The following is a 25,775-nucleotide window of genomic DNA, read 5'->3' as shown; positions in this document are numbered from 1 at the left end:
TCCGTTGTTCAAAGAGGCTGCGGCTGATCGCCGCGGAAGATATGAGTACAGCCGAGCGCCGAGGCATCGTCATCGGCGGCAAGCGCGGCGATCGTCGTCCAGTCGTCGGCGCGCAGCTTCGCTGCGACGGCGGGATCGGTGCCGAGCGGCAAGAAGATATGCTTGCGGTCGACGACGCCGAGCCCGACGTCAACAAGCGGGTCGATATAGATCGAAAAGCCGACCGCCGTCTCTTCGCGGCCGTCGGGATGGACGATCGTGTAACTGCCGCCCCGGCCGATCTCGCCCGAGAGGCCGTGGCCGAACAGCGAAAAGCCGATCCATGTCTGATATTCGAAGCCGTGCCGTTCGGTGGGGTCGAGTGTGAGCGCGACATCGGTGCCGATCGCGGCGGCGATCTTCTCGATGGATTCCAGCCTTGCGTCGAGCGCCTTGGCGCCATCGATCGCGCGCAGCCGCTCCAGAGCGGGGGCAACCGGCCCCGCGGCGGCGATGAACGGGAGATAGGCCTCGGCGCCCAGGCTGGCGAGCCCGCCGGCATCCTTGGCATCGAGCATGTCGCGAACGGCTTCGAGCCGTCCCGGCGGCAATGGCATCGCGCCCGCGGCCAGCGTTTCGACCAGATCGGGGAGGGTCAGATCGACGGTGATGCCGGTGACGCCTGCAACTTTCAGAGACTCGATCGCGACCGCCAGGATCTCGATCACCGCCGCAAGGCTGTCGGTGCCGATGAGCTCGGCGCCCGCCTGGGTCAGTTCGCGCTCGGGCCGCAGCTGGGTGGCGCGCAGCTTGAGCACCGGCCCGCCATAAGCAAGCCGCAGCGGCCGCGGCCGATGCCCCATGCGGGTGACGGCGATGCGGCCGACCTGCGCGGTGATATCGGGCCGGAGCGCGAGGGTGCGCTGCGATACCGGATCGACGAACCGCAGCAGATCCTGCGCGCGCGATGTCTTGAGTCGGCCGACGAGCCCTTCTTCGAACTCGGCGAGCGGCGGCGTTACCCGTGCATAGCCATGCCGCCCGATCGCCACGATCACCCGATGCAACAGGCGCGACCCGGCTTCCGCCTGCGGGGGCAGCCGATCGCGAAGTCCTTCGGGGAGCAGGCCGGGAGTTATGGTCATGCGCACAGGCTCATAGCGTTGTTTTCGGGGAGTGCCAGCTTTTGGGGTTTAGGGTTTCCGTTTTAGAACCCGTCGCACCAGCGAAGGCTGGTGCCCATGTCTATTTTTACGCACGATGGCCATATGAAATGTGGGTACGTCTACATCATGTCGAACGGCGTTTCGGGTACGCTGTATATCGGTGTCACGGCCGACATCGCAGCTCGTGTCTTTCAGCACAAAAATGGAACCGGTTCCGATTTCTGCCGGCGTCATGGCTTGACGCGCCTTGTCTATGTTGAGTGCCATGATCGTATCGACGAGGCCATTGTTCGTGAAAAGGCGATGAAGGCCTGGAAGCGAGCATGGAAGCTTAACCTGATCGAGAAGGCCAATCCCGACTGGCACGATCTTTATAACGAGATCAACGCCTAGCCAGGAGAGACATGGGCCCCAGCCTTCGCTGGGGCGACGTGAAGTTCCGAATTCTCAGAACGCCAGCGCCTTCGCCGCCTTCACGCCGGGCAGCTGCGCGATCTTGGCCTTCAGCGCGTCGTCCACCGATGTGTCGACCGACAGCAGCACCACGGCCTCACCGCCCGCCGAACGGCGGCCGAGATGGAAGGTGCCGATGTTGACGCCGGCTTCGCCCAAAGTCGAACCCAGCCGGCCGATGAAGCCGGGGGCGTCGACATTGACGATATAGACCATCGTTCCCGCCAGATCGGCCTCCACCTTCACGCCGAAGATCTCGACGAGCCGGGGTTCGGCATTGGCAAACAGGGTGCCGGCCACCGACTTGTCACCGGCTGCCGTCTTCACCGTGACGCGTATCAGCGTGCTGTAATCGCCCTCGCGATCATGGCGCACCTCGCGGACATCGAGCCCGCGCTCCTTGGCGAGGAACGGCGCATTGACCATGTTCACCGTGTCCGAATAGACGCCCATCAGCCCGGCGAGAACGGCGCCTGTGATAGGCTTCTGGTTGAGCTCGGCGGCGGCGCCCTCGACCTCGATCGCGACCGCCTTGATCGCATCGCCTTCGAGCTGCCCGACCAGAGCACCGAGCCGTTCGGCGAGTGCCATGTAGGGCTTCAGCTTCGGCGCTTCCTCGGCCGACAAGGACGGCATGTTGAGCGCGTTGGTGACGCCGCCGCTCAGCAGGAAATCAGACATCTGTTCGGCGACCTGGATGGCGACATTGACCTGCGCTTCGTTGGTCGACGCGCCGAGGTGCGGCGTGGAGATGAAGTTCGGGGTACCGAATAATGGCGATTCCTTGGCCGGTTCGGTGACGAACACGTCGAGCGCGGCGCCCGCGACATGGCCCGAATCGAGTGCTGCCTTCAGCGCCGCCTCATCGACCAGCCCGCCGCGCGCGCAGTTGATGATGCGCACGCCCTTCTTGCACTTGGCAATATTTTCGGCCGACAGGATATTGCGCGTGCTGTCGGTCAGCGGTGTATGAAGCGTGATGAAGTCGGCGCGCGCCAGCAGTTCGTCGAGCGTCACCTTCTCGACACCCATCTCGACGGCGCGTTCCGGGGTCAGGAACGGATCGTAAGCCACGACCTTCATCTTCAGGCCCAAGGCGCGATCGGCGACGATCGAGCCGATATTGCCCGCGCCGATCAGGCCCAAAGTCTTGCTGGTGACCTCGACGCCCATGAAGCGGTTCTTCTCCCACTTGCCGGCCTGGGTCGAGCGGTCGGCTTCGGGCAGGTCGCGGGCGAGGGCGAACATCAGGGCAATGGCATGTTCGGCAGTCGTGATCGAATTGCCGAACGGGGTGTTCATCACCACCACGCCCTTGGCGCTGGCGGCCGGGATATCGACATTGTCGACGCCGATGCCGGCGCGGCCGACCACCTTGAGGTTGGTCGCGGCGGCGAGCACGTCCTTGGTGACCTTGGTCGCGGAGCGGATCGCAAGGCCGTCATAATCGCTGATGATCGCGATCAGCTCTTCCTTGGTCTTGCCGGTGATCTCGTCGACCTGAATCCCGCGCTGGCGGAAGATCTGGGCGGCGAGCGGATCCATCTGATCGGAAATGAGGACTTTAGGCATAAGGAGATTCCTTGAAATTTATTCCGTCACCCCCGCGAAGGCGGGGACCCATATCCTCAAAGGCTCGCGTCTCTTGCGGTTCGGAGGCTATGGGTTCCCGCCTTCGCGGGAATGGCGTCGAATTTGGAAAAAAGGCGGTTAAGCGCGCGCCTGCGACCAGGCCCAGTCGAGCCACGGTCCGAGCGCCTCGATATCGGCGGTCTCGACGGTGCCGCCGCACCAGATCCGCAGACCCGGGGGCGCATCGCGATAACCGGCAACATCGTAAGCCGCATCCTCGACCTCGAGCAGCCCGGCGATCTTCTTGACGAGCGCGAGCTGCGCTTCCTCATCGAGACCATGGACCGCCTCGGCCGCGAATTTCAGGCACACCGAGGTGTTCGAGCGCGAGGCCGGATCGGCTGCGAGATGGTCGATCCACGGCGTCTTCTGCACCCACGCATCGACCGCCGCGGCATTGGCATCGGCCCGTGCAACCAGCGCCTTGAGCCCGCCGAGCGACTTCGCCCATTCGAGCGAATAGATATAGTCCTCGATCGCCAGCAGCGACGGCGTGTTGATCGTTTCGCCCTTGAAGATGCCTTCGATCAGCTTGCCGCCCTTCGTCATGCGGAAGATCTTCGGCAGCGGCCAGGCTGGGCTGTAGCTTTCGAGCCGTTCGACCGCGCGCGGCCCGAGCACGAGCATGCCGTGCGCGCCTTCGCTGCCCAGCACCTTCTGCCAGGAGAAGGTGACGACATCGAGCTTGTCCCACGGAATGTCCTGCGCGAAGCAGGCCGAGGTGGCATCGGCGATCGTCAGGCCCTCGCGGTCGTCGCGGATCCAGTCGCCATTCGGCACGCGCACGCCGGAGGTGGTGCCGTTCCAAGTGAAGACGATATCGGTCGACTGATCGAGCGCGGCCAGATCGGGAAGCGCGCCATATGGCGCCTTGACCACGTCGGCGTCGATCTTGAGCTGCTTGACCACGTCGGTGACCCAGCCTTCGCCGAAGCTCTCCCACGCGACCATCGTCGCCTTGCGGGCGCCCAGCAGGCTCCACAACGCCATCTCCACCGCGCCGGTATCCGAACCAGGCACGATGCCGATGCGGTGCGTCGCGGGAATACCCAAGATGTCGCGGGTGAGATCGACCGCATGGACGATCCGCGCCTTGCCCAGCTTCGAACGGTGCGAGCGTCCGAGCGAACCGGTGGCGAGCTTTTCGGGGGACCAGCCGGGCGGTTTCGCACAGGGGCCGGAAGAGAAATGGGGTCGTACCGGCTTGGAGGCCGGGCGTTCAAATTCAGTCATTTAAGACTCTCCTCACAGAGAGCACGCGCCGCGTTGGGACGGCGTGGCCCGCCGGCGCTCATAAAGATGTGCGGGCTCGTGTCAATGCGGGCGGGCCGGTGATGGGGCTGGCCTGACGCTCACAAACGCATCGAAACGCCTATTTCCAGCCCCGATCGCGCGCATCTTTTTCTTGGGCGGCATCAAGCGGAGCGCCGGCCGCCATGTCCTGGACGACCTGCAGGATCGCGGGATTTGCCGATCCGGCCTGTCGATAGTCGGTTTTGGCGCCGCGCGATTCGTCGGCGATCAACAGCCGAAGCTGCCAGCGATCATTCTGGCGGCATCCGATGCCGGTGGCCTTCTCGTCGGCAAATGTGCGGCAATAATTACCGGATTTCTCCCGGAAACTGACACCCATCACATATCCGCTGCCGGGCCCCGCCGACGCCAGTTGCGTATCGAGCGCATGGGCAAGGCCGGCCTGCGCGACGATGGCGCCGTCGCGCTCGGTGACGGCGGGGCCGCCGGCACGCGGAATCAGCTGGCCGGCGATCACGCCGACGGCGAGCGTCGCCGCGATCGCGCCCCAGCGCCGATAAGCGGGTAGGCGGGTCGCCGGCTTGCGCGCGGGAAAGACGATGACGTTCGGGCGGCGATCGAGCATGTCTGTCAGCCGCTCGGGCAGTGGTTCATGCACCACCGGGGCGAAATGTTCGGCGATCCGCGCGCGCAAGGCGCGGTGCTTCGCCACCTGCTCGGCGAGGCCGGGATCCTCCTCCATCGCCCGTTCGAACCGCAAGGCCTCGATCGGCCCGAGTTCGCCATCGACATAAGCGATGATCCGCTCTTCGGTTGCCTGCTCGTTCATGCCGCCTCTCCCAGCATCGTCATCAGCGCCTGCCGCCCGCGCGCCAACCGTGAGGTGACGGTACCCATCGGCAGGTCCAGCACCTCCGCTGCTTCCTTATAGGCGAGCCCCTCGACCAGGATCAGTGCGATCACTTCGCGCTGTTCGTCGGGAAGCGCCGCCATCGCCTTGTCGACATTTCCGAGGTCGACCCGCGCTTCGATCCGTCGCGCATCATCATCGCCGACAGTCGCGCCGGCTTCCTCGGCGACGAAGGTTTCGGAGCGTCGCTTCCGGGCGCGGCTTTCGTCGATCCAGCAATTGCGCATGATCCTGTACATCCACGAATCCAGTCTTGTCCCGGGCTGCCATTGTCCTTCTGCCTTCAGCGCGCGTTCAAGCGCCATCTGGCACAGATCGTCGGCATCGGTCGCATCGCGCGCCAGCGACCGGGCAAAACGGCGCAGGCGCGGCAACAGGTCCAGCAGATCGCGTTCGAACGGGCTCAATCTTCGCCTTTCACGTCACGCGATCCTCTGCCGACAGGGATGAAACGAATGCCCTTGCTCGTTTAATCCCACATGAAGCGATCGACACGAAAATTGTTGATCGCCAAGCTATGGCAAAGGACAGGAGAAGAATGCGGCGCTTGCGATCAGCATTGGCAATGGCGGCGGCGATGCTGGCGGCGGCGGCATCGGCGCAGTTGCTGCCACAGGTTGGCGGGGTGGTGGGCCAGGTCGATCAACTCCGCCGCGATGTCGGTGGTGTCGTTGGTGGCATTACGGAGCAGGCCGTCGGCGCGGTGGCAGGTCTCGCGCAGGATCGGCTGTCGCGGATTGTCGATCTGGTTCGCCGGTATCCCGCCGATCTGGAATTTGACAGTCGCGGCAATGTGGCGGTGCGCGGCGAGCTGATCCTGCTCGAGCCTGATCCGAAGGCGATCGCTTCGGCGACGTCCGAGGGCTTTGCTATCATCGACGATGTGCGACTAGACGGCCTCGATATCCGAACGGTACGTCTGCGGGTGCCCGCCTCCATGTCGCTGCGGACGGCCGAGCGCAGGTTGGCGAAGCTGGCCCCTGGTGCCGTCATCCAGTCCAACCCGCTTTACGAACCGAGCGGCAGTGTCAGCCGCGCGACGGTCGAAGCGGGCGCCGCCGCCGGCGAAGGTCGAGCGGTGGCGATCGGGCTGATCGACGGGGGCGTCGCCCCGCACCCGACCCTGCCGCCGGTCGCGCAACGCGGATTCACCAAAGGTGCGCCTTTTGCGAGCGCTCATGCGACCGCGATTGCGTCGATCATGATCGGCCATGGTGCGATGCACGGCGTAGCGCCCGGCGCGAGCCTCTATGCGGCCGACATTTACGGAAGGGATCCGCGTGGCGGCAATGCGCTGGCGATCGCGCAGGCGATGGGCTGGCTGCTCCAGAGCGGCGTTGCGGTGATCAATGTCAGCCTGACTGGCCCCGACAATCCGTTGCTCGCCCGCGCGGTCTCGGTTGCTGCTGCGAAGGGCGTGTTGATGGTCGCCGCCGTCGGCAATGACGGCCCGGCCGCGCCGCCGGCCTTTCCGGCCTCTTACCCCCAGGTGATCGCGGTGACCGGGGTGGATGGCAAGGGCAGGGCGCTGATCGAGGCCGGCCGCGCGTCCCATCTCGATTTCGCCGCGCCCGGCGCGAATCTGATGGCGGCCCGCCCCGGTGGCGGTCTCGGCACTGTGCGCGGAACATCCTTCGCCGCGCCGTTCGTGGCGGCCCGCTTGGCCATGTTGTCGCCCGAAGCGCGACGGACACGCGCGGCCGCGGTCGCGGCACTCGCCGGAGAGGCGGTTCGCCCGTCGCGCGGTGGCGGGGCCGGTCTCTATGGCCGGGGCATCATCTGCGGCACCTGCGCGATCGCTTCACAATGAAGTCGTGCGACAATGGCGGATTTTCGGCATTTGTTTCGTTAATCCAAGTCTATCGAAATTTTTTCGTCACAATCGGGATGAAATCCTGACCGCTCTCGTTGTCCCCATGTGCGGCTGAAAGATCGCCGTAAGCATGGAAGGATAAGAGCGATGAAAAAGTTTCTCTTTGGTACGCCCGTGATTGCGCTCGCGATCGCATTGTCACCGGCGTCGGCGCAGCTTCTGGGCGGCGGTGGCGGCCTGGGTGGCGGTCTCGTCGGCGGTATTGGTGGTGGCCTCGGCGGCATCACCGGCGGTGCGGGCGGGATGATGGGCGGGGCTGGCAATATCGGCAGCTCGATCGGATCGACCACCGGCTCGCTAAATGGCGCGGCCTCCGGTTCGGCCTCGCATCACGTCGATCGCAAGAGCGGCAAGGCTTCGGCCAGCGGCAACGCCGCCGGCAATCTCGCCGGGACGGCCGGTGCGGCCGGCAACAGCCTGGCCGGGAGCGGTTCGGGTTCGGCTGGCGGTAGCGCCAACGCCCAGCTGGTCGGCACCGATACGGTGCGCCAGACGGTGCAGGGCACCACGTCCGCAGCGCGTTCGACAGTGGCCGGAACGGCCGGAACGGCGCGTTCGGCTGCAGGCGGTGCCGTGAATGGCGCATCCGGCACGGCTTCGGGCGGCGGCTCGTTTGCTGGCAACGCCGCCGCCAACGGCTCGGGCGGCCTGACCTCGCTGGCGCTGGCGGGCTCGTCGGCGGCCAATGGCGCCGGCAGCTTCGGCCTGTCGCCCGGCATGCCTGTCCAGGATGCGCGCGGCAAGGTGATCGGCACGGTGCAGGATGTCCGCACGACTGCGAATGGCACCGTCCAGTCGGTGGTGATGAAGGTCGGCGATTCGACCGCAACCCTGCCGGCCGCCAATTTCTCGGGTTCGGGCAACGCGCTCGTGTCGGGCATGGGCAAGGCGGACGTCAAGAAGGTCGCCAAACAGCAGGCCAATGGCCAGGCGAGCGGCAAGGCGAAGGGCCAGGCGAGCGGCAGCGGTAACGCCGTCGCGAGCTAAGGTTCGCACCGCCGAAGCGATGAAGATGCCTCGGCGCATGCCGGGGCATATTTTCGTGCGCGGTTGACCGGGGATTCGCGAGCGATCAGGGTGGCGCCATGCGTCGTGCCGCACTCGCCGTCCTGATTTCGTCGATCGCGCTTGCGGGCTGCGTCGGCCCGTCGAAGACCGCCCATCGCCCCCGTCCGCATTATGTGCCGCCGGCAGAAACACCCGAGCGGTTGCGCGCCTGTCTGGCGACGCTGGGTGCCGAAGGCTCGCGCTATGAGTCGCTGCCCGATCGGCAATTCCCCGGCGGCTGCTCGGCGACATCGTCGGTCAAGCTGGTCGCGATCGGCATTCCTGTCACCAATTTGGGGGCGCTCAAATGCGGCCTGGCGGTGCCGTTCGCGCGCTGGGTGCGGCAGGACGTTCGGAGCGCCGCCGCACGCTGGCTGGGCACTGACGTTACGAAGATCGAAAGCTTCGGCACGTTCGCCTGTCGGCCCAAAAATGGTCAGGCCGGCAACGAATTGTCCGAGCATGGCCGCGCCAATGCGGTCGATATCGGTGCGTTCGTGTTGCGCAACGGCCGCCGGATCACCGTTAAGGACGGGTGGAATGGCGATGACGAGCGGGTTCGCAATTTCCTGCGGGCGCTGCACAGCGCCGCATGTGCGCGCTTCTCGGTCGTGCTTGGGCCCGATGCGAATGCCTTCCACGCCGATCACCTGCACTTTGACATGGGCATGGGTCCATATTGCAAGTAATATCACCGTTTTTTTGCGCCGTGCGTCCACGCGGCGGTAACAGTTTCGAGGTAGTGAAGCGGCTATGGCTGACCGGAAAGTTCCCAAGCGTATGTTTCCTCGCGCGAAGGAGGATGCCGCGGTCGCCAAGACGGCCACCGCAACACCGCAAACGGTGGATGCCAGTTATAAACTGGCCTTTCAGGATACCGATTTCCTTCTGCGCGACGATCTGCGTCCGGTGCGCTTTCAGCTTGAGCTGATGAAGGCCGAACTGATGCTGGAGGAGGCCAATATCGGCTCGACCTTCGTCTTCTACGGATCGGCCCGGATTCCCGAGCGCACGAAGGCGGAGGCCTTGGTCGCGGCAGCCGGCACCGATCGCCAGCGGCTGATCGCGGAGCGCCAGCTCGTCAAGAGCCGTTATTATGACGAAGCTCGCAAGCTCGCGCGGATCTCCAGCCAGTGTGGCCTCGATCAGGATGGGAAAAGGCAGTTCGTCGTCTGCTCGGGCGGTGGGCCGTCGATCATGGAAGCCGCGAACCGGGGCGCCGCCGACGTCGGCCAGGAGTCGATCGGGCTCAACATCGTGCTGCCGTTCGAACAGACGCCCAATGCTTTTGTGACGCCGCATCTGAGCTTCCACTTCCATTATTTCGCGCTGCGCAAGATGCACTTCCTGCTGCGCGCCCGCGCGGTCGCGGCCTTCCCCGGCGGCTTCGGCACGTTCGATGAGCTGTTCGAGCTGCTGACGCTCGTGCAGACCGGCAAGATGGCGCAGCTGCCGATCTTCCTGTTCGGCCGTGAATTCTGGGAACGGGTCGTCAATTTCGACGCGCTGGTTGAGGAAGGCGTGATCGCGCAGCACGACCTCAACCTGTTCCGCTTCGTCGAGACGGCGGAGGAGGCGTGGGACAAGCTCAACCATTATTATGCGACGCGCGATCGCGTCCACCTTCACCGCGATCCGCCGCCAAAGGCGGCGTGACCATCAGGCGCAAGAGCAAAAAAAGCGTTTATATACCTTGCAAACACCCCCGCTACCCCAAGGTAGAGTTCAGCGGCATCGTTTAGCAAAGGCTCCAAGCTCGTTTGCGCCCCGTTTTTGGCCTAATACGCGATGCTCTCGCGCACCGATTGCGGACGTTCCGCACTAGGTATAGCGTTTGATGATGCTCAACACCGTTGGCCTTCTGCTCATAGGAATCGCGTTGGGCTCAGGAACTGCGCTTCCAGCGCAGACGCCTTCTGGCAAAGGCGAAGACCTGAGCGACCAGATTATAACAGGGGCATGGGGCGATCCTGCAAAGTGTAACTCCAGCAATGCCAAGCCAGTGGCTTTCATGGACGCGGCACTTGGGAATGGAATAGCTAAGGGCGAGTGCGTGTCGATCACCGCTTATTGGGCGGGCAGAGCCATCTTCGTAAGCACGGCGGACGCAAATGTCCGGAAGGCGACCGTGACAGCCGGCTTAACAGGCCGGAGGGTTGGCATCTATGCGGACGAGCGAACCCTGATTAAGACACCTCGCAGGCCGAAGCCGTTTAAGATAATCGGGACCTACGCTTCCTGCGCGACTGAGTGGCCCGGTGCTATGATGGTGCTCGGCTATTGCCATTTCTCGGATGGGCCATTTCTGAAAATCTCGCAGGTCCTTCCTGCCAAACGGCGTGATATCCGCTAACCGATGCTTCGCACCAGAAGCAAGCCGTCGCGTAAACGCCAAAAAAACCCCGGCTCAGCCGGGGTTTTTCATATCGCCGAAGGCCGAAGCCTTACTTCTTTGCAGGTTCAGCCGCGTCCTTGCCAGCCGCCGGAGCCGCAGGAGCAGCATCCGCGGCGGGCGCCGCCGGCATCGGCTGCGGTGAATCGCTCTGCTTGTTGAGATAGGCGATCACATTGGCGCGATCTTCGGGCTTGGAAAGGCCGGCGAAGGTCATCTTGGTGCCGGGTGCGAACTTCTTCGGGCTGGTCAGCCAGGCGTTGAGCTTGTCGAAGTCCCACTTGCCGCCGACCGCCTTGAGCGCGTCGGAGAAAGCGAAGCCGCCGGCGCCCTGGCCGACACCTTCACCCAGCACGCCATAGAGATTCGGGCCGAGCGCGTTCGGGCCGCCCTTATCGGCATTGTGGCAGGCGCCGCACTTCTTGAACACGTCGGCGCCCTTGGCCGGATCGGCACTCGCCAGATAGAAGGCGATCGGTTTCTCCGCCGCAGCCGGACCGGCCGCGCTGTCGTCCTCGACGCCTTCAACCGTATAGCCCATTTTTTCGGGCCGCTCGGCTTTGAAATATTCCCCACTCAGGATCGAAAGGCCAAGTGCGGCGATGCCGCCTGCCAGCGCCCAGCCGGCAATCGTGTTTGCGCGATCGTCCATGTGCCCCTCGAAACTCCATTCAGCCGCGCGCCACCGCGCAGAAAAGCGCGCTCCCTTTAGAATCGGTTGTCGGCTATCGCAAGCGGCTCGATCGAATAAGGGCGAAGCAGGTTGCGATAGTTGGCTCATCCGCCTAAGCGCTGGCCCCCATCATGCAGAATTTTCCCGTCCCCGCACAGGCGCTCGTCGCCGAAATGGCTGCCGCCGCGGCGGCCGAACCCGCCCGCGCCGTGGCTTTTCAGGGCGCGCCGGGCGCCAATTCGCATCGCGCCGCGCTCGAAGCCTTTCCTGATTGCCTGCCCTTGCCCTGCTTCAGTTTCGAAGATGCGCTCGATGCGGTGCGCGATGGTCTGGCCGACTGTGCGATCATCCCGATCGAAAATTCGCTGAACGGTCGCGTCGCCGACATGCATTTCCTGCTCCCCGAGTCGGGGCTGAAGATCACCGGCGAACATTTTCTGACGATCCGCTATGCGCTGATGGCGCTGCCGGGCGATATGCCGATCCGCGAGGCGATGAGTCACCCGCAGGCGTTGGGGCAGTGCCGGCACTGGCTGCGCGAACGAGGCATCCGGCCGATCGCCTATGCCGATACCGCCGGCGCCGCGGCTTTGGTCGCCGAAATGGGGCAGCCCGAGGTCGCGGCGCTTGCACCGAGGATGGCCGCCGAACTGTATGGGCTGCGGATCGTGCAGGATGATCTCGCCGATTCGGAAGACAATATCACCCGCTTCGTCGTTCTCGCCCGTGCTGCGGGGGCGGTGTTGCCGGGGGCGGGGCCGATGATGACGACCTTCATCTTTGAGGTGAAGAACGTCCCTGCAGCCTTGTACAAGGCGCTCGGCGGTTTCGCGACCAACGGCGTCAATATGACGAAGCTCGAAAGCTACCAGCGCGGTTCGCGTTTTGCCGCGACCGAATTCTACGCCGATATCGAAGGGCATCCCGACGATGCGAACGTCCGTCGGGCGCTCGAGGAGCTGGAGTTTCACACCAAATGGGTGCGCCTGCTGGGTACCTATCCGCGGGCTCGCGCGCGGGGATGATATAGAACCTCCCGAGCTTGCTCGGGAAAGATCGCAGGGGTTACGCGCCTTCGGCCCAGCGGCTGAGCAGGCTATGGGCGATGGCAAAGGGCGGCGGGGCGAGGAAGGTCGCATCGGCATCCTCGCGCAACGCCGCCGCCACTTCGCCGCGATCGACCCATAGAGCGCCTTCGAGCTCGTTGCCGTCGAGCACGATCTCCTTGCTGGCGACCGAAGCGATACAGGCGATCATCAGCTGTGACGGGAAGGGCCAGGGCTGGCTGCAGATATAGCGCACCGCCTGCGTCACCACGCCGGCTTCCTCGTTAAGCTCGCGGGCAACCGCTTCCTCGATCGATTCGCCGACCTCGAGGAAACCGGCAAGCGCCGAGAAACGCCGCGCCGGCCAGCTATGCTGCCGGCCGACCAGCACATGATCGCCATGTTCGGCCAGCATGATCACCACGGGATCGGTACGCGGAAAATGTTCGGTGCCGCAGCCGCCCTGCTCGCGATCGCATAATCGTGCCCAGCCCGAAAGATGAGCACGTGTCGCCCGTCCGCACCGCGCGCAAAAGCGATGGCGGCTGTGCCAATCGACCAGGCCGCGTCCGACCGCATAGGTGGCGGCCTCCGCGGGTTGCAACTGGTTGAGCACGACATTCACCGCAAAACTGCGGTGGCTCGGATCCTCGCGTGTATCGGTCAGCGCGACGAAACGGGGTTTGTCATCGATCAGCCCGAGCAGTGCCAGTTCCACTTCGGGCGGGGCCTCGGCCAGCGATCCCCAGCTCAATGTGCCATCTTCCTCGGCACGCGGGATCAGGCCGTCCAGCCGCATCAGGCGCGCGCTGAGCTTCGACGCCTGTTCGTCGAACCAGGCCGGATTGTTGCGTTCATGATCGACACGGATCAGCAGAGAGCCGGTGAACCCTGGGGCAGCGAAGCGTGTCATCCTGACTCCTGTATCAATCCGGAGGCTGCGATAGCGCGTGACGCCGCGCGTGCGAAGAGGGTCGGCAAGCCGGCCTCGCCGATTCCGGCGATCGGCCACCATTCGCCATCCGGCACCGTATCGCCTGTCGCGGTCGTTCCCATCACGCGAAGGTCGAGCGAAAAATGGGTGAAGACATGGGGGACGGTTCCCAGATCGCGCCATACCGCCGCGATCGGCGCACCGCACAGCGCCGGATCGGTCGTCGCCCAGTCGTTGCTCGGCAAAGCACGCATGCCGCCCAGAAGACCTTTGTCGGGGCGCCGAACCAGCAGGACATGGTCGCCACGTTCGATCCAGAAGGCGGTTCCGAAGCGATGTGGCTTGGGAGTCTTCGGCGCCTTCAACGGAAAGGATTCGGGCGTTCCGAGTCTGCGGCCGATGCAGGACTCGGCCAGCGGGCAGATCAGGCATTGCGGCGATCGCGTTGTGCAGACGCCCGAGCCCAGATCCATCATCGCCTGTGCGAAATCGCCGGCCCGATCATCGGGCGTGATGCTGTCGGCGAGACGGTACAGTTCGGCTTTGCCCGCTGGCAATGGCGTCTCCAGTGCGAACAGCCGCGCCGTCACCCGCGCGACATTCGCATCGACCACGACGGCCCGCCGCCCGAACGCGATCGCCGCAACCGCGGCGGCGGTATAGTCGCCCAGGCCGGGCAGGGCGCGCAGGCCCGCCTCGTCGTCGGGAAAGCGGCCTTCATGGTCATGGGCCACCGTCCGCGCGCAGGCGATCAGATTGCGCGCGCGCGCATAATAGCCAAGGCCCGCCCATGCGGTCATAACATCGGCGTCGTCGGCCGCCGCCAGCGCCTCGACCGTCGGCCACCGTGCCATGAATGCCGCGAAATAGGGCTTAACCGCCGCGACGGTCGTCTGCTGGAGCATGATTTCGGACATCCACACCGCATAAGGATCGGGTGCGGGATCGCCTGGCCCTGCGCGCCACGGCAGATGACGGCGATGGCGATCATACCAGCCGAGCAAAATTTGCGGGATCATCGCAGGGTTATCGACGGGCATGGGCCGCCTATGGCATGAAGCGCGCGATGAGCGAAACGGGTAAGACGAAGCCGCGTGCGGCAAAGAAGCAAAAGCCGGCGGTGCACGAACGGCCGCGCGGCGGTGCCGCGCGCGCGGTTGCCGATATGGTGCCCGAGGTCGGCCGTGCGGCCTTTCGCCGCTTCGGTTTCGTCCAGAGCGCGGTGGTCAGCCGCTGGGCTGAAATCGTTGGGGATCGCTATGCGAGCGTTTCCTCCCCCGAATCGATTCGCTTCCCGCAGGGGCGGCAGGCCGAAGGCACGCTCACGCTGCGGGTCGATGGCGCGCACGGCACGATGATGCAGCATGTTTCCCCGATGATCATCGAACGGGTCAATCGATTCTTCGGCTATCCCGCGGTCGCCCGCATCGCGATTCGGGCGGAGGCGGCACGTGCTCCTGCGCCGGCGCCGCGGGTCGCTCCACCCTCGATCAAGATGGCGCCGATCGATCTGGGTGAAAGCCTGCGGACGATCGGTGATCCCGAATTGCGGGCCTGCCTGGCCTCGCTCGCCGGCGCGCTGTCCGGCACGCAGGGCGCACCAATCCTGCCCAAGGGAGACAAGGACTAGTGATATCGGCCATGATACGGGCTGGCGGGTTGGCATTTTTGATTGCCGCCGCCGCAATGCCGGCCGCTGCCGCGACGAAGCATCCGCTGGCGAAGCCCGCCGCGCGGCAGGACTGGTTGCACGTAGCAGGCCAGACTGCGGAAGGCGCGATCGTGATCGGCAATCCGGCGGCCAGGGTGAAGCTTGTCGAATATCTGTCGCTGACCTGCCCGCATTGTGCCGTGATGTCCGGTGAATCGATGGAGCCGCTCAAGCGCGATTATATCGCCCGGGGATTGGTCAGTTTCGAAGTGCGGCACGCGGTGCGCGATGGCTATGATTTCGTGGCGTCGCTGCTCAGCCGCTGTGGGCCGCGCAGCGATTATCTCAATGCAATCGAAGCGTTGTTCGCGACCCAGAGCGAATGGGAGTCGAAGGGGATGGCCGCCAGCGCCAGCCCCGATTTCGAGGCCAAGTCCGCCGCGGATAAGATGGCATTCGTTGCCCATGCCGCCGGCTTCGACAGCTTCTTTGCGAAACGCGGCATGATCCCTCGGGCCTACGCCGCCTGCCTCGCGGATAACGCTGCCCAGAAGCAGCTCGGTCAGATGGCCGACAATGCATGGAATCGCGACAAGATACCGGGCACGCCTGCGTTCGCAATCAATGGCATGCCGCTCGGCAGCCTCACCAGTTGGGCCGATCTCGAGGCCAAGCTGAAAGCCAATCTAAAACCTTGAGTTGGATATTTTTTTCTATCCTCCCCCTGGCGGGGGAGGATGAGAATGGTGGAGCCGCCCAAGATCGCCCTTTGCCGCGCGCGGGCAAAGCCTTATCAGTCTCGCAATCCGGCCTTTGCGGCTGTCAGGAGAATGTTGGATTATGAACAACTATCTGGGCTTGGCGGTGATCGGCCTCGCGCTTGCGACGGCTGCTTGCAAGAAGAGCGAGTCCGATGCCAACGCGGTTCCCAACGCAACCGCCGCGGTCAGCACCGAACCGGCTTATTCGGGCAAGGACTGGACCGAGACGGTTGCCAAAACGTCCGAGGGCGGCTTTCGCATGGGCAATCCCGATGCGCCGGTGAAGCTGGTCGAATATGCGTCGCTCACCTGCCCGCACTGCCGCGATTTCACGCGGACCGGGGCTGAGACGCTGCGCGAGAAATATGTGAAGACCGGCAAGATCAGCTGGGAATATCGCAATTTCGTGCTCAACCCGCTCGATGTGGCGGTGACGATGGTCGTGCGCTGCCAGGGGGCGGAGCCGTTCTTCCCGCTGGTCGAGGCGGTCTATGGCTCGCAGGAAAAGTGGGTCGGCCAGTTCAATTCGATCGATGAGAAGAAGCTGCAGGCGATCGGCACCCTGCCGCAGGTCGATCAGTTCAAGCAGCTCGTCCAGCTCAGCGGCCTTGTCGACTTCTTCAAGTCGCATGGCGTGCCGGAAGACAAGATCTATGCCTGCCTGAGCGACAAGAGCGCGCTCGATCAGTTGCTGAAGCTCCGCTCCTATGGCGCCGATACCGACAAGGTCGATGGCACGCCCAACTTCTTCCTGAACGGGGACAAGCAGGCGGAAGTCTATGATTGGTCGGGCCTCGAGGCCAAGCTGCGTGAACGGGTGCGCTGATATGATCGCGGGCGGCTCGGCAGGCTGAGCCGCCCATGCGCATCCGCAAACTGCGCCTGTCGGGCTTCAAGAGTTTCGTCGAACCGGCGGAACTGATCATCGAGCCGGGGCTGACCGGCGTCGTCGGGCCCAATGGCTGCGGCAAATCGAACCTGCTCGAGGCGATCCGCTGGGTGATGGGCGAAAGCTCGCCCAAGTCGCTGCGCGGCGGCGGGATGGAAGACGTGATCTTCGCGGGCACCACGACGCGCGCCGCGCGCGATTTTGCCGAAGTCACGCTCTTCACCGAACGCCCCGATGCCCCGCCCGATCAGGATCGCGAGATCGAGGTCACCCGCCGGATCGAACGCGGCGCCGGCTCCGCTTATCGGATGAACGGCCGCGACGTCCGCGCCAAGGATGTCGGCCTGATGTTCGCCGATGCGGCGACCGGCGCGCATTCGCCCGCGCTCGTCAGCCAGGGGCGCATCGCGGCCGTCATCGCCGCCAAGCCCGCCGAGCGGCGCCAGATGCTCGAGGAAGCGGCGGGCATCGCCGGGCTGCATGTGCGCCGCAAGGATGCCGAGCAGAAATTGCGCGCGACCGAGGTCAATCTCGGCCGGCTCGATGATCTGCTCGCGGATATGGAATCGCGGACCGTGTCGCTCCGGCGTCAGGCGCGTGCGGCCGAACGCTATCGCGCGCTCAGCGATCAGATCCGGATAGCCGAGGCTCGGCTGATCTTCTCGCGCTGGCGGGATGCCGCCGCCGCCGCCGCGGTCGCCAAAAAGGACGCCGAGGCGGCGGACGCGGCCGTGAACGTGGCGGCAGAGGCGCAGCGCGCGGCCGCCGCGCATCAGATGCAGGCGGCGCAGTCGGTCGCCGATGCGCGATCGGCGGCCCAGTCTGCCCGCGATCGCGCATCGGGGCTCGGCCATCGCCTGGCCACGCTGAAGGCGGAGCTGGACGGGGCCCGCCGCCGGATCGCCGAACTCGGTGCGCAGCGCGACACGCTGGCGCGCGATCGCGCACGCGAGGACCGGCTGGCGGTCGATGCCGCCGCGGCGCTGGCGGCACTGACCGAAGAGGAACGCGAGCTTGGCCGGCGGATTGCCGATGCCGGCGTGCGGCAGACCGCAATCGACACGACGGTGCGGCAGGCCGAGACCGCCTTGCGCGAGGCAGAACTGGCGGTCGCGAAGGCGCAGGCGGCTTTCGCGGCCGAACAGGCCGATCTGCGGGTGGCGCAGGCCAATGTCTCGGCGACGCGCGCGCGCGCCGAACGGGCGCGGGCCGAAACCGAACGGGTTGCCCGCGAGCGCGCGGGACTGGGCGACGATGCGCCGCTTTTGGCGCGCCGCGCGGCCGCTATTGCCGCCAGGGCCACGGCCGAAAAGGCGATTGCCGAAGCGCAGTCCGAGATCGCCCGGGCTGAGGAAATGCGGTCGACCGCCGCCATACGGCGCGAGGAGGCCGAGGCCGCGGGCGGCACGGCGCGTGCCGCACTGGCCACGCTCGAGTCCGAGACGGCATCGCTTGAAAAGGCGCTGCGCCGGGCGACCGATGCCACCAAAGCGATCGATCGTGTTCGCGTCGATTCTGGCTATGAACATGCGCTGGCGGCGGCGCTTGGCGATGATCTTGATGCGGCGATCGGCGGCAGCGGCCCGCTCCGGTGGAGCGGGGCGGAAGCGCTCGACGATCCGCCGCTTCCGCCTGGTGTCGTTCGGCTCGCCGATCATGTCGCCGGCCCCCCGGAACTGGCGCGGCGACTGGTGCAGATCGGCGTGGTCGATCGCGACGATGGTGCCGCGCTGCGCGCCGGGCAACGGATCGTCACGCGCGATGGCCAGATGCGGCGCTGGGACGGATTTGTCGCCACCAATGTCGGCGCGGCCGCAGCCGAGCGGCTGGTGCGGGTCAACCGGCTGGCCGAACTGCAGGCGCTGCTGCCCGCCGCCCGTGCCACGCTCGACACCGCCTTGCGCGATCTTGCGGCCGCCAATGCGGCGGTGGCGCAGGCGCGGGCGGCGGTCGATGCCGGGCGGGCGGCGCTGGGCAAGGCCGAGCCGGCGTTGCGCGGGGCGATGCGTGATGAGGATCAGGCGGTGGTCGCGATCGAACGGCTTGCCGCGCAACGCGATGCCTATGTCGAGCGCGAGGCGCGGGCGGCGGCCGAGGCGCGCGAAGCGGGCGATGGCCTGTCGGCGGCGATGGCGGCGATGCTGGCACTTCCCGATGGCGAGGCGGCGCGCGCCGAGGTCGAACGGCTCCGCAACGTCAACGAAGCGGCACGGGCGACCTTGTTCGAGGCACGCGGGCAGGCGATGGCGATCACCCAGGCGGCCTCCGCCGATGCGCAGCGCCAGCAGGCGGCGCGCGCCGAGGCGAAGAGCTGGCGCGCGCGCGCCGGCGATGCCGCGAGCCGTATCGCCGAGATGGATCAGCGCCACCTGGCGATCGAAAGCGAAAGCGCGCGCATCGTCGGGCTTCCCGACGAACTGGCCGCGCTGATCGAGAGTGTCGGCGCCGATGCGGCGCGCGCCGATGCGGAAGCGGCGGAAACCCGCGCGGCCGAGCTGGCGGCGGAGACTCATCAACGCACCAGCGATGCCGCGCTTGCCCAGGCCGGCGAGAAACTAGCGGCGGCACGCGAACATCGTGCCGGCGCGCAGGCGCGCCACGAAAATCAGGAATTGCGCCGGGTCGAGATGGGGCGGATCTCGGGCGAGCGCTTCGAATGCCCCGCTGTGCTGCTGCCTGAGCGGGTTGGCTTCGCGAAGGAGGATGTCGGCGAAGCCGGCGCCGAATCGTCGCGGCTCGAACGGCTGAACGCTGATCGCGAACGGCTGGGACCGGTCAACCTCGTCGCCGAGAGCGAATTGCAGGAACTCGAGAAGACCCAGCTCACCAGCGTCGCCGAACGCGACGAACTGCAGCAGGCGATCAACCGGCTGCGCGGATCGATCGGCAGCCTCAACCGCGAGGGCCGTGCGCGGCTGCTGACCGCGTTCGAGGCTGTCGATCGCCATTTCCGTCGGCTCTTCACCACGTTGTTCGCCGGCGGCGAGGCGCATCTCGCGTTGATCGACAGCGACGATCCGCTGGAGGCGGGGCTCGAGATCATGGCGCAGCCGCCGGGCAAGAAACTCGGTTCGCTCACCCTTCTGTCGGGCGGTGAACAAGCGCTCACCGCGGTCGCTTTGATCTTCGGCCTGTTCCTCACCAACCCGGCGCCGATCTGCGTGCTCGACGAGGTCGATGCCCCGCTTGATGACGCCAACATCGAACGCTTCTGCGATCTGCTCGAAGTGATGACGCAGGAGACCGAGACCCGCTATCTGGTCGTCACCCACAATGCCGTAACGATGAGCCGGATGCACCGGCTGTTCGGGGTGACGATGATCGAGCGCGGTATCAGCCGGCTGGTCTCGGTCGATCTCGGCGCGGCCGAGCGGCTACTGGCGGCCGAGTGAGCGCCGGGCCGATTATCGTTCGGGCGACGTTCATGCCGGCTGAAACATAATGGTAAGCTGCGAAATATGGCGATAGATTGCTGCGCGGAACAATTTTGCTCGCCGCAGCATATTCAACAAGATCAGGATTATGGAGAACAACATGACGAACACGCCGCCCGCACCGGAGGCCATAGCGACGAAGCCCGCGGACGGTTCCGATGCAGCACCCGGCGGGGTCAATGTGCGCAAGATCGCCACCGTCGGCGCGGCGATCGGCATCGGGTCGGCGGCGATCGCAGCAGCCTTGCTGTACGCCAATCGTTCGAACAAGAAGAAATAGACAATCGAGATGCTGGAGGAGCTCGCGGAGGGGTGTCTTTGAGATGCTGTATTTTCGCTGAGCCGACGACGCTCGACCAACGTACATCGTTCGGCATCCCAGTGACGAATGACGACTTCGGAGAATCCCGGCCGCTCCGGCTGATCAGCATTCCCGCGACGGATCGGCTTGCGATCATTGGTGGACGGCCGTGGCGACTTGGGCCAAGCTACTACGCTCTGCTTCCGCATAGTTATGGTTTAAGGAGCCGGGGTGGTGGTCGTCTTACTCCGCCACCGCTTCACCCGAACCACCGAACTCCGCCGGAAAATCCTTCAGCTTGGGGAGGCCGTCCTTCATCGGCAGGACCGTCTCGGCATAGTTGATGTGCACGCCGGGTACGAATGCGAGAGTCGGTAGCGTCGCAGCAAACACATCGATCAAACCGAGGCCGGGATGGTTGGTCATCAGATGGCCGCCACACCTCGCGCAATATTTGCGCTCGCTCATCGGGTTCTTAATGAACGTCGCGAGATCATCTTCTCCTGACGTTACGCGCACGGCATCGGGCTTCCACAAAGTAAAAGCGTTGATGGGCCCGCCCGACCAGGATCGACACGAGCTGCAATGGCAGTAGCCCATGCCTTCGGGCTCCTCGCTCGTCTGGATTGTCACCGCCCCGCAGAAACAAGAGCCCTGATGTGTCATCGGATTCCTCTCTCAGATCGTCGATGAGAAAAAGCTGGGCCGAATCATCGCGGAGCGCAATGTCTGCAAGCGGGCGCTTGCGACGCGGCCTTGCGGCACGCTGAACCGCCACGTGCTTTCGCGTCTTGTGTGGTCGCGGTCACGGGGGTCGGCTACTCTGCCAGGATTGTTTCCGCCGGACAAAAGACTGGATCACCGCATGAGCACTCTGGGAACCCGCGCACATCAGATGTTTCCGGTTCTCACCGCAGTTCAGATCGAGATGGCGCGCCGCTTCGCCAGTGGCACTGCCCGGCGATTTGCTCCGGGGGAGACGCTCTATGCCATTGGTGAAGAGGGCGCGCCGGCCTGGCTGGTGCTGGAAGGCACGATAGAGGTGGTACGGCGCGATGGGCTCAACCATGAGGCACCCGTTACGAGCCATGGTCCCGGACAATTGAGCGGCGAAGTGAACCAGCTTGCCGGACGTGCCTCCCTCGCGGCCGGGCGAGCCGGTACCGGAGGCTGTACTGCGCTACCCTTCGACCCAGCCCATCTGAGAGCGTTGATGGTCGGATCGGCGGACGTGGGTGAGATCGTGATGCGGGCGTTGATCCTGCGCCGCGTCGGTTTGATCGAGGAAGGCGGGGCCGGCACCATCTTGATCGGCGTGCCCGGCAGTGCAGACATTGTCCGGCTTCAGGGCTTCCTGACCCGTAACGGCTATCCCAACCTCGTCCTCGACGCATCCACCGACGATGAAGGACGGGCTTTGGTCGAGCGGATTGGCGTTCTGCCCGATGAGCTCCCCCTCGTGGTCTGCCCGAGCGGGACACTGTTAAGGCGGCCAAGGGACGAGGAACTGGCAGGCTGCCTGGGCATAACGCCTGTTCTGGATCAGGATGCCGTATATGACGTTGCCATCGTGGGCGCTGGACCGGCCGGGCTGGCTGCCGCGGTCTATGCCGCTTCCGAAGGCCTGTCCGTGATTGTCCTCGATGAACGCGCAATGGGTGGTCAGGCGGGGGCCTCCGCGCGGATCGAGAATTATCTGGGCTTTCCGACCGGCATTTCGGGGCAGGCGCTGGCGGGTCGCGCCTTCAGCCAGGCCCTGAAATTTGGGGCGGAAATCGTCGTTCCGGTCAAGGTGGAAAGGCTCGACTGCAAGTTGGACACGCTCGCACTGAATCTGTCGGGCGATCGTCGCATTCAGGCGCAGGCGCTCGTAATCGCATCGGGAGCACGCTACCGTCGGCCCGACATACCAAACCTCGGGGAATTTGAAGGGGCCGGCGTTTCTTACTGGGCATCGCCGATCGAGGCCCGGCTCTGCGCGGGCGAAGAAATAGCGCTCGTCGGCGGCGGAAATTCGGCGGGCCAGGCGATCGTGTTCCTCGCCCCCCAGGTGAAGCGCCTGCACCTCTTCGTCCGGCGCGACCTGTCAGAGACGATGTCGCGCTATCTGATCGACCGCATCACAGCACTTCCCAATGTCGAAATCCATGTCGGTTCCGAAGTCGTCGCGCTGGAAGGCGATCGCGCAACCGGGCTCACCGCAGCGACGTTTCGCGACCTCAAAGACGGCGCACAGCATCGCTGCCCGCTCCGCCACCTGTTCCTGTTCATCGGCGCCGATCCTAACGCCGATTGGCTGGAGGGGTGTGCGCAAACCGATGCCAGGGGTTTCGTTATCACCGGGACGGGACCTCTATCGCTGGAAACGAGTCGGCCGGGCGTTTTCGCAATTGGCGATGTCCGTGCGGGATCGACCAAGCGCGTCGCCGCGGCCGTCGGCGAGGGCGCAGCGGTGGTCGCCCAGATTCATGCTATGATTTCCGCACGCTCGGCAAAGGAGGAAATATGATAGGCTGTCGCCATAGCATGACGATCAACGACGTCACGCCCAGTGCGCGCGGCTGCGAAGAATGCCTGAAGGTCGGCAGCCCATGGGTTCATTTGCGCCTGTGCCGAACCTGCGGTCATGTCGGGTGCTGCGACCAATCACCCCTGCGCCACGCCACCGCCCATTTCCACGCGACACATCACCCGATCATCGAGGGCTATGACCCGCCAGAGGGTTGGGGCTGGTGTTACGTGGATGAGGCCATGATCGACCTGCCCGACCAGACGGCCCAGTTGACGCCGATCCCACGATATGTGTGAAAGGGATGCATGACTCCGCGGGGGTGAACGGCGGCCAGATCGCTCGCACGTCCATGTCGGACGTTCCGCCAACCGCGCCTGCCGACGAAGGTCGGTCGTTTACGTGCGAACCGTCCAGTGACGGAAGGTGGGAAAAGCTGCCACTCACGCGGTCGGACACCGCCCCGGAGGCAGTGCCCCTCAATTGCAACCATTGTGGACGGGACGACGCGGCGCTGATAGCTGCCGCCTTATGAAACCTACCAATGAGACTTTGGAAGAACTTGGCTGGAAGACCTATTTCAGCGAGCAGGTCTCGGAGGACGAAGCCCGGCGATGCCATCCCCTCCGCGTGATGGCGGTCCATCGTGGCAAGATCGCGGTGGCAGGGGCGGGCGGGCGGGGCTTCATCGCACCTAATATTCCCGGCGCCGGTTCGGCGGACAGTCATCCGACGGTCGGCGACTGGCTGCTTGTCGACGGCACGCTACAGCCCGTGCGCGTACTTCACCGGATGAATCTGTTTAAGCGGCGCGCGCCGGGTGACCGCCGCAAGGAGCAAATGATTGCCGCCAATGTCGACACGTTGTTCATCGTTGCCTCTTGCAACCAGGATTTCAGCGTAGCGCGGCTGGAGCGCTATCTGGTGCTGGCGCGCGAGGTGGGTGTGAATCCGGTCGTTGTTCTTACAAAGACCGACCTGACGGACACCCCGGAGGTTTTCGCGGCAGCGGCGCGCGGGATCGAGCCGGGGTTGCTCGTCGAAGCCATCGACGGGCGCGATCTCGCCAGTGTGGCCTGCCTTGCGGGATGGTGCGCCAAGGGTGAAACCGTCGCCCTTCTCGGTTCCTCGGGCGTCGGAAAATCGACACTTGTCAATACCTTGCGGGGTTCGAACAGCATTGCCACGCAGGCGATCCGCACAGGTGACGACACGGGGCGTCACACGACAACTGTGCGCGAAATGCATCGGCTCGACGGCGGCGGCTGGTTGCTTGATACGCCCGGCATGCGCGAATTGCAGCTGTTCGACTCAGCTACCGGCATAGCCGAGGTTTTCGACGACTTTGCACTGGTGGCGCAAGATTGCCGATTTTCAGACTGTGCACATGGGGTCGAACCGGGTTGCGCGATCCGGGCGGCGATCGCGATGGGCTCGCTGACCACCGTCCGTTTCGATCGCTGGCGCAAACTGGCGGCAGAGGACGGCATCAACGCCGCACAGGTTAGAGCGCGGCGGCCCCGATAGCGGGGATTTGAAGCGTGAGGCTGCTTGTTTCAGCATGGTCTTAGGTCCGTGTGCCCAAAGAAATCGCGACGCCCCCCTCCTGACCCATTCGGACGGTTTACCTGCTGTTCTCGGCTGAAATATGATCGCATTCTGCTTCAGTACTGGTTATCCTGAGTCCTGAATGGAACTGGTCGACCCGTGCTGCTTTGGTGGACCTTTGTCGTCGTAAACACTGTCGCTGCGTCGTGCGCGTCGGGGCGTGTTCCGTACAAAACAATGCCACGGGCGATCCGCTCGCACGTACGAAGCCGCGAACGCAAAGGAGGAAACATTGGCATGACCTATGTTCAAGGATTTCTGATCCCGTCGCACGACAAGGCAGGCTACGCAAAGATGGCGGCAGAAGCTGCGCCGATCTTTCAGGATCACGGCGCACGCCGAATCGTCGAGACCTGGGCTGTGGACGTGCCCGACGGCAAGCGCACCGACATGAAGCGCGCAGTCGCGCTGGAAGACGGTGAGAGTGTCGTGTTCTCGTGGATCTTCTACGACGACAAGGCGGCATTCGATAGCGCCCATGAAGGGATCATGAAAGACGAGCGCATGAAGATGCCCGAAAGCCCGATGCCGTTCGACGGAAAGCGGATGGTCTTCGGCGGGTTCGAAGTCGTCTACGACAGTGGCGACGGCGGCGCATTCGGATTCGTGGACGGCATGGTCGCCGCAGTGCCGAGCGATAAGCGCGAAGACTTCGCCGCCTTCGCTGAGGGCCACGGCGCGCTGTTCAAGGAAAAGGGCGCGCTTCGTATCGTTGACGGGTGGGGTGCCGACGTGCCGGCGGGCAAGGTGACGGATTTTCGTCGGGCAGTCGACCTGGCGGAAGATGAGACGGTTGTGTTCGGTTGGATCGAATGGCCCGATAAAGCGACCCGCGACGCTGCGTGGGCCGCACTGATGAGCGATCCACGAATGGCCAGCAACAAGCCGACGTGGAATGGGCCGACCGCGATTTTCGGCGGCTTTGCGCCAGTGTTCGATACCGCGCACGCATAAGGGAAAGAAGATTGCGATCTGCGGAAAGCCGTCGTTTTTGCCTGCCGCCGCGCTTGATCGCATCGTCTCCTAAAGTGCCCCGCCTTTTAGCGGACGCCAGCCAAAGGCGGCCGTTCCAGCCAGTATCTGGGAACGACTGAACCTCGAAAAACCTGCCGTTCACGATGACACGCTGGGGGCCGCAGCACGCGATTGGATCTCATCCTGGGCGCCTTAGAGCGCACTGTGAATAGCTTGAATCGAGGGTGGATTCCCAAAGCGGCCTGGATGTGATTCAAGCTTTGGGCTGGGTTTGGAGGCCAGCCCTTA

General features: G+C 64.8%; 24 protein-coding genes. 15 read left to right on the top strand and 9 right to left on the bottom strand.

The genetic code is table 11. The annotated features are described in order from the left end of the window. Positions 1-8: 8 nt before the first annotated feature. Positions 9-1,124 (bottom strand): ATP phosphoribosyltransferase regulatory subunit, encoded by a 1,116-nt coding sequence (locus BLS13_RS18280; RefSeq protein WP_093454286.1) that lies wholly within the window; start codon positions 1,122-1,124, stop codon positions 9-11. Positions 1,125-1,220: 96 nt separating this feature from the next. Between BLS13_RS18280 and BLS13_RS18275 the strand changes: the two genes are divergently transcribed. Further along, positions 1,221-1,538 carry a GIY-YIG nuclease family protein gene (locus BLS13_RS18275; protein WP_256325963.1) on the top strand — a complete coding sequence of 106 codons (318 nt, stop codon included), beginning with the start codon at positions 1,221-1,223 and terminating at the stop codon, positions 1,536-1,538. A 54-nt stretch (positions 1,539-1,592) separates the two neighbouring features. On the opposite strand, the gene serA is transcribed toward BLS13_RS18275, so the two are convergent. From serA to BLS13_RS18255, 4 genes are all read right to left on the bottom strand, one after another. Continuing rightward, a complete protein-coding gene (serA, locus tag BLS13_RS18270) occupies positions 1,593-3,170 on the bottom strand; it encodes a phosphoglycerate dehydrogenase (RefSeq protein ID WP_093454283.1) in 1,578 nt (525 codons plus the stop codon). 138 nt (positions 3,171-3,308) lie between these two features. Continuing rightward, positions 3,309-4,463, bottom strand: a complete 1,155-nt coding sequence (locus BLS13_RS18265) for a phosphoserine transaminase (protein WP_093454281.1) — start codon at positions 4,461-4,463, stop codon at positions 3,309-3,311. 139 nt (positions 4,464-4,602) lie between these two features. After that, positions 4,603-5,313, bottom strand: a complete 711-nt coding sequence (locus BLS13_RS18260) for an anti-sigma factor family protein (protein ID WP_093454280.1) — start codon at positions 5,311-5,313, stop codon at positions 4,603-4,605. Next, a complete protein-coding gene (locus tag BLS13_RS18255; protein ID WP_093454278.1) occupies positions 5,310-5,801 on the bottom strand; it encodes an RNA polymerase sigma factor in 492 nt (163 codons plus the stop codon). The genes BLS13_RS18260 and BLS13_RS18255 overlap by 4 nt, the downstream gene beginning before the upstream one ends. A gap of 131 nt (positions 5,802-5,932) precedes the next feature. On the opposite strand from BLS13_RS18255, the gene BLS13_RS18250 reads away from it, so the two are divergent. The 4 genes from BLS13_RS18250 to BLS13_RS18235 all read left to right on the top strand — a co-directional run bounded on the left by BLS13_RS18250 (position 5,933) and on the right by BLS13_RS18235 (position 9,970). Next, on the top strand, positions 5,933-7,204 hold the full coding sequence (locus tag BLS13_RS18250; RefSeq protein WP_256325962.1) for a S8 family serine peptidase: 1,272 nt from the start codon (positions 5,933-5,935) through the stop codon (positions 7,202-7,204). A gap of 150 nt (positions 7,205-7,354) precedes the next feature. Then, positions 7,355-8,254: a PRC-barrel domain-containing protein gene (locus BLS13_RS20475; protein ID WP_176943672.1), complete on the top strand. Its 900-nt coding sequence runs from the start codon at positions 7,355-7,357 to the stop codon at positions 8,252-8,254. A 98-nt stretch (positions 8,255-8,352) separates the two neighbouring features. Continuing rightward, positions 8,353-9,003: an extensin-like domain-containing protein gene (locus tag BLS13_RS18240; protein WP_093454275.1), complete on the top strand. Its 651-nt coding sequence runs from the start codon at positions 8,353-8,355 to the stop codon at positions 9,001-9,003. A 64-nt stretch (positions 9,004-9,067) separates the two neighbouring features. Then, positions 9,068-9,970 (top strand): LOG family protein, encoded by a 903-nt coding sequence (locus BLS13_RS18235; RefSeq protein WP_093454274.1) that lies wholly within the window; start codon positions 9,068-9,070, stop codon positions 9,968-9,970. Positions 9,971-10,758: 788 nt separating this feature from the next. On the opposite strand, the gene BLS13_RS18225 is transcribed toward BLS13_RS18235, so the two are convergent. Beyond that, a complete protein-coding gene (locus BLS13_RS18225) occupies positions 10,759-11,358 on the bottom strand; it encodes a c-type cytochrome (protein WP_093454271.1) in 600 nt (199 codons plus the stop codon). Between the two features lie 152 nt (positions 11,359-11,510). On the opposite strand from BLS13_RS18225, the gene BLS13_RS18220 reads away from it, so the two are divergent. Continuing rightward, complete coding sequence (locus BLS13_RS18220) at positions 11,511-12,404, top strand: prephenate dehydratase (protein ID WP_093454269.1); 894 nt, start codon at positions 11,511-11,513, stop codon at positions 12,402-12,404. A 40-nt stretch (positions 12,405-12,444) separates the two neighbouring features. Here the strand turns inward: BLS13_RS18220 and nudC are convergent, their stop codons facing one another. Beyond that, on the bottom strand, positions 12,445-13,338 hold the full coding sequence (nudC, locus tag BLS13_RS18215; protein ID WP_093454268.1) for an NAD(+) diphosphatase: 894 nt from the start codon (positions 13,336-13,338) through the stop codon (positions 12,445-12,447). Further along, a complete protein-coding gene (locus BLS13_RS18210; protein WP_093454266.1) occupies positions 13,335-14,399 on the bottom strand; it encodes an A/G-specific adenine glycosylase in 1,065 nt (354 codons plus the stop codon). Before BLS13_RS18210 ends, nudC begins: the two co-directional genes overlap by 4 nt. Positions 14,400-14,413: 14 nt before the next feature. Between BLS13_RS18210 and BLS13_RS18205 the strand changes: the two genes are divergently transcribed. The 5 genes from BLS13_RS18205 (at position 14,414) to BLS13_RS18185 (ending at position 20,374) form a co-directional block, all read left to right on the top strand. Beyond that, positions 14,414-14,989 carry a DUF721 domain-containing protein gene (locus BLS13_RS18205; protein WP_093454265.1) on the top strand — a complete coding sequence of 192 codons (576 nt, stop codon included), beginning with the start codon at positions 14,414-14,416 and terminating at the stop codon, positions 14,987-14,989. Positions 14,990-15,018: 29 nt separating this feature from the next. Then, complete coding sequence (locus tag BLS13_RS18200; protein WP_176943671.1) at positions 15,019-15,708, top strand: thioredoxin domain-containing protein; 690 nt, start codon at positions 15,019-15,021, stop codon at positions 15,706-15,708. A gap of 142 nt (positions 15,709-15,850) precedes the next feature. Continuing rightward, positions 15,851-16,597, top strand: coding sequence for a thioredoxin domain-containing protein (locus BLS13_RS18195; protein ID WP_093454262.1), 747 nt, complete (start codon positions 15,851-15,853; stop codon positions 16,595-16,597). A gap of 35 nt (positions 16,598-16,632) precedes the next feature. Beyond that, the gene (locus tag BLS13_RS18190) at positions 16,633-20,052 is read left to right on the top strand and encodes a chromosome segregation SMC family protein (protein ID WP_093454260.1); all 3,420 of its coding nucleotides are present in this window, start codon (positions 16,633-16,635) and stop codon (positions 20,050-20,052) included. Between the two features lie 142 nt (positions 20,053-20,194). Next, a complete protein-coding gene (locus BLS13_RS18185; RefSeq protein WP_143012007.1) occupies positions 20,195-20,374 on the top strand; it encodes a hypothetical protein in 180 nt (59 codons plus the stop codon). A gap of 264 nt (positions 20,375-20,638) precedes the next feature. Here BLS13_RS18185 and BLS13_RS18180 read toward each other — a convergent pair whose 3' ends face one another. Beyond that, entirely contained in the window at positions 20,639-21,061 is a 423-nt protein-coding gene (locus BLS13_RS18180) for a GFA family protein (RefSeq protein WP_093454257.1), read from the bottom strand. Positions 21,062-21,260: 199 nt separating this feature from the next. Between BLS13_RS18180 and BLS13_RS18175 the strand changes: the two genes are divergently transcribed. The 4 genes from BLS13_RS18175 (at position 21,261) to BLS13_RS21270 (ending at position 25,466) form a co-directional block, all read left to right on the top strand. Continuing rightward, complete coding sequence (locus tag BLS13_RS18175) at positions 21,261-22,904, top strand: FAD-dependent oxidoreductase (RefSeq protein ID WP_093454256.1); 1,644 nt, start codon at positions 21,261-21,263, stop codon at positions 22,902-22,904. Positions 22,905-22,921: 17 nt separating this feature from the next. Further along, positions 22,922-23,203 carry a UBP-type zinc finger domain-containing protein gene (locus BLS13_RS18170; protein WP_256325961.1) on the top strand — a complete coding sequence of 94 codons (282 nt, stop codon included), beginning with the start codon at positions 22,922-22,924 and terminating at the stop codon, positions 23,201-23,203. Between the two features lie 232 nt (positions 23,204-23,435). Continuing rightward, the gene (gene rsgA, locus BLS13_RS18165) at positions 23,436-24,431 is read left to right on the top strand and encodes a ribosome small subunit-dependent GTPase A (protein WP_093454253.1); all 996 of its coding nucleotides are present in this window, start codon (positions 23,436-23,438) and stop codon (positions 24,429-24,431) included. Between the two features lie 180 nt (positions 24,432-24,611). Beyond that, positions 24,612-25,466 (top strand): DUF1428 domain-containing protein, encoded by an 855-nt coding sequence (locus tag BLS13_RS21270; protein ID WP_371128224.1) that lies wholly within the window; start codon positions 24,612-24,614, stop codon positions 25,464-25,466. Positions 25,467-25,775 lie beyond the last annotated feature (309 nt).

It is taken from the genome of Sphingomonas sp. YR710, from assembly GCF_900101455.1.
Taxonomy (GTDB): domain Bacteria; phylum Pseudomonadota; class Alphaproteobacteria; order Sphingomonadales; family Sphingomonadaceae; genus Rhizorhabdus.
The sequence above is the reverse complement of the archived record's forward strand: the minus strand, read 5'-3'. Positions and strand labels throughout refer to the sequence as shown.

Coding starts and splice junctions, on each gene's coding strand:
- BLS13_RS18175 (WP_093454256.1), top strand. CDS start 21,261: ATGAGCACTCTGGGAACCCGCGCACATCAGATGTTTCCGGTTCTCACC.
- BLS13_RS18260 (WP_093454280.1), bottom strand. CDS start 5,313: ATGAACGAGCAGGCAACCGAAGAGCGGATCATCGCTTATGTCGATGGC.
- BLS13_RS18220 (WP_093454269.1), top strand. CDS start 11,511: ATGCAGAATTTTCCCGTCCCCGCACAGGCGCTCGTCGCCGAAATGGCT.
- BLS13_RS18250 (WP_256325962.1), top strand. CDS start 5,933: ATGCGGCGCTTGCGATCAGCATTGGCAATGGCGGCGGCGATGCTGGCG.
- BLS13_RS18195 (WP_093454262.1), top strand. CDS start 15,851: ATGAACAACTATCTGGGCTTGGCGGTGATCGGCCTCGCGCTTGCGACG.
- BLS13_RS18170 (WP_256325961.1), top strand. CDS start 22,922: ATGACGATCAACGACGTCACGCCCAGTGCGCGCGGCTGCGAAGAATGC.
- BLS13_RS18185 (WP_143012007.1), top strand. CDS start 20,195: ATGACGAACACGCCGCCCGCACCGGAGGCCATAGCGACGAAGCCCGCG.
- BLS13_RS20475 (WP_176943672.1), top strand. CDS start 7,355: ATGAAAAAGTTTCTCTTTGGTACGCCCGTGATTGCGCTCGCGATCGCA.
- BLS13_RS18225 (WP_093454271.1), bottom strand. CDS start 11,358: ATGGACGATCGCGCAAACACGATTGCCGGCTGGGCGCTGGCAGGCGGC.
- BLS13_RS18275 (WP_256325963.1), top strand. CDS start 1,221: ATGTCTATTTTTACGCACGATGGCCATATGAAATGTGGGTACGTCTAC.
- BLS13_RS18240 (WP_093454275.1), top strand. CDS start 8,353: ATGCGTCGTGCCGCACTCGCCGTCCTGATTTCGTCGATCGCGCTTGCG.
- BLS13_RS18280 (WP_093454286.1), bottom strand. CDS start 1,124: ATGACCATAACTCCCGGCCTGCTCCCCGAAGGACTTCGCGATCGGCTG.
- rsgA (WP_093454253.1), top strand. CDS start 23,436: ATGAAACCTACCAATGAGACTTTGGAAGAACTTGGCTGGAAGACCTAT.
- nudC (WP_093454268.1), bottom strand. CDS start 13,338: ATGACACGCTTCGCTGCCCCAGGGTTCACCGGCTCTCTGCTGATCCGT.
- BLS13_RS18265 (WP_093454281.1), bottom strand. CDS start 4,463: ATGACTGAATTTGAACGCCCGGCCTCCAAGCCGGTACGACCCCATTTC.
- serA (WP_093454283.1), bottom strand. CDS start 3,170: ATGCCTAAAGTCCTCATTTCCGATCAGATGGATCCGCTCGCCGCCCAG.
- BLS13_RS18190 (WP_093454260.1), top strand. CDS start 16,633: ATGCGCATCCGCAAACTGCGCCTGTCGGGCTTCAAGAGTTTCGTCGAA.
- BLS13_RS18210 (WP_093454266.1), bottom strand. CDS start 14,399: ATGCCCGTCGATAACCCTGCGATGATCCCGCAAATTTTGCTCGGCTGG.
- BLS13_RS18235 (WP_093454274.1), top strand. CDS start 9,068: ATGGCTGACCGGAAAGTTCCCAAGCGTATGTTTCCTCGCGCGAAGGAG.
- BLS13_RS18180 (WP_093454257.1), bottom strand. CDS start 21,061: ATGACACATCAGGGCTCTTGTTTCTGCGGGGCGGTGACAATCCAGACG.
- BLS13_RS18205 (WP_093454265.1), top strand. CDS start 14,414: ATGAAGCGCGCGATGAGCGAAACGGGTAAGACGAAGCCGCGTGCGGCA.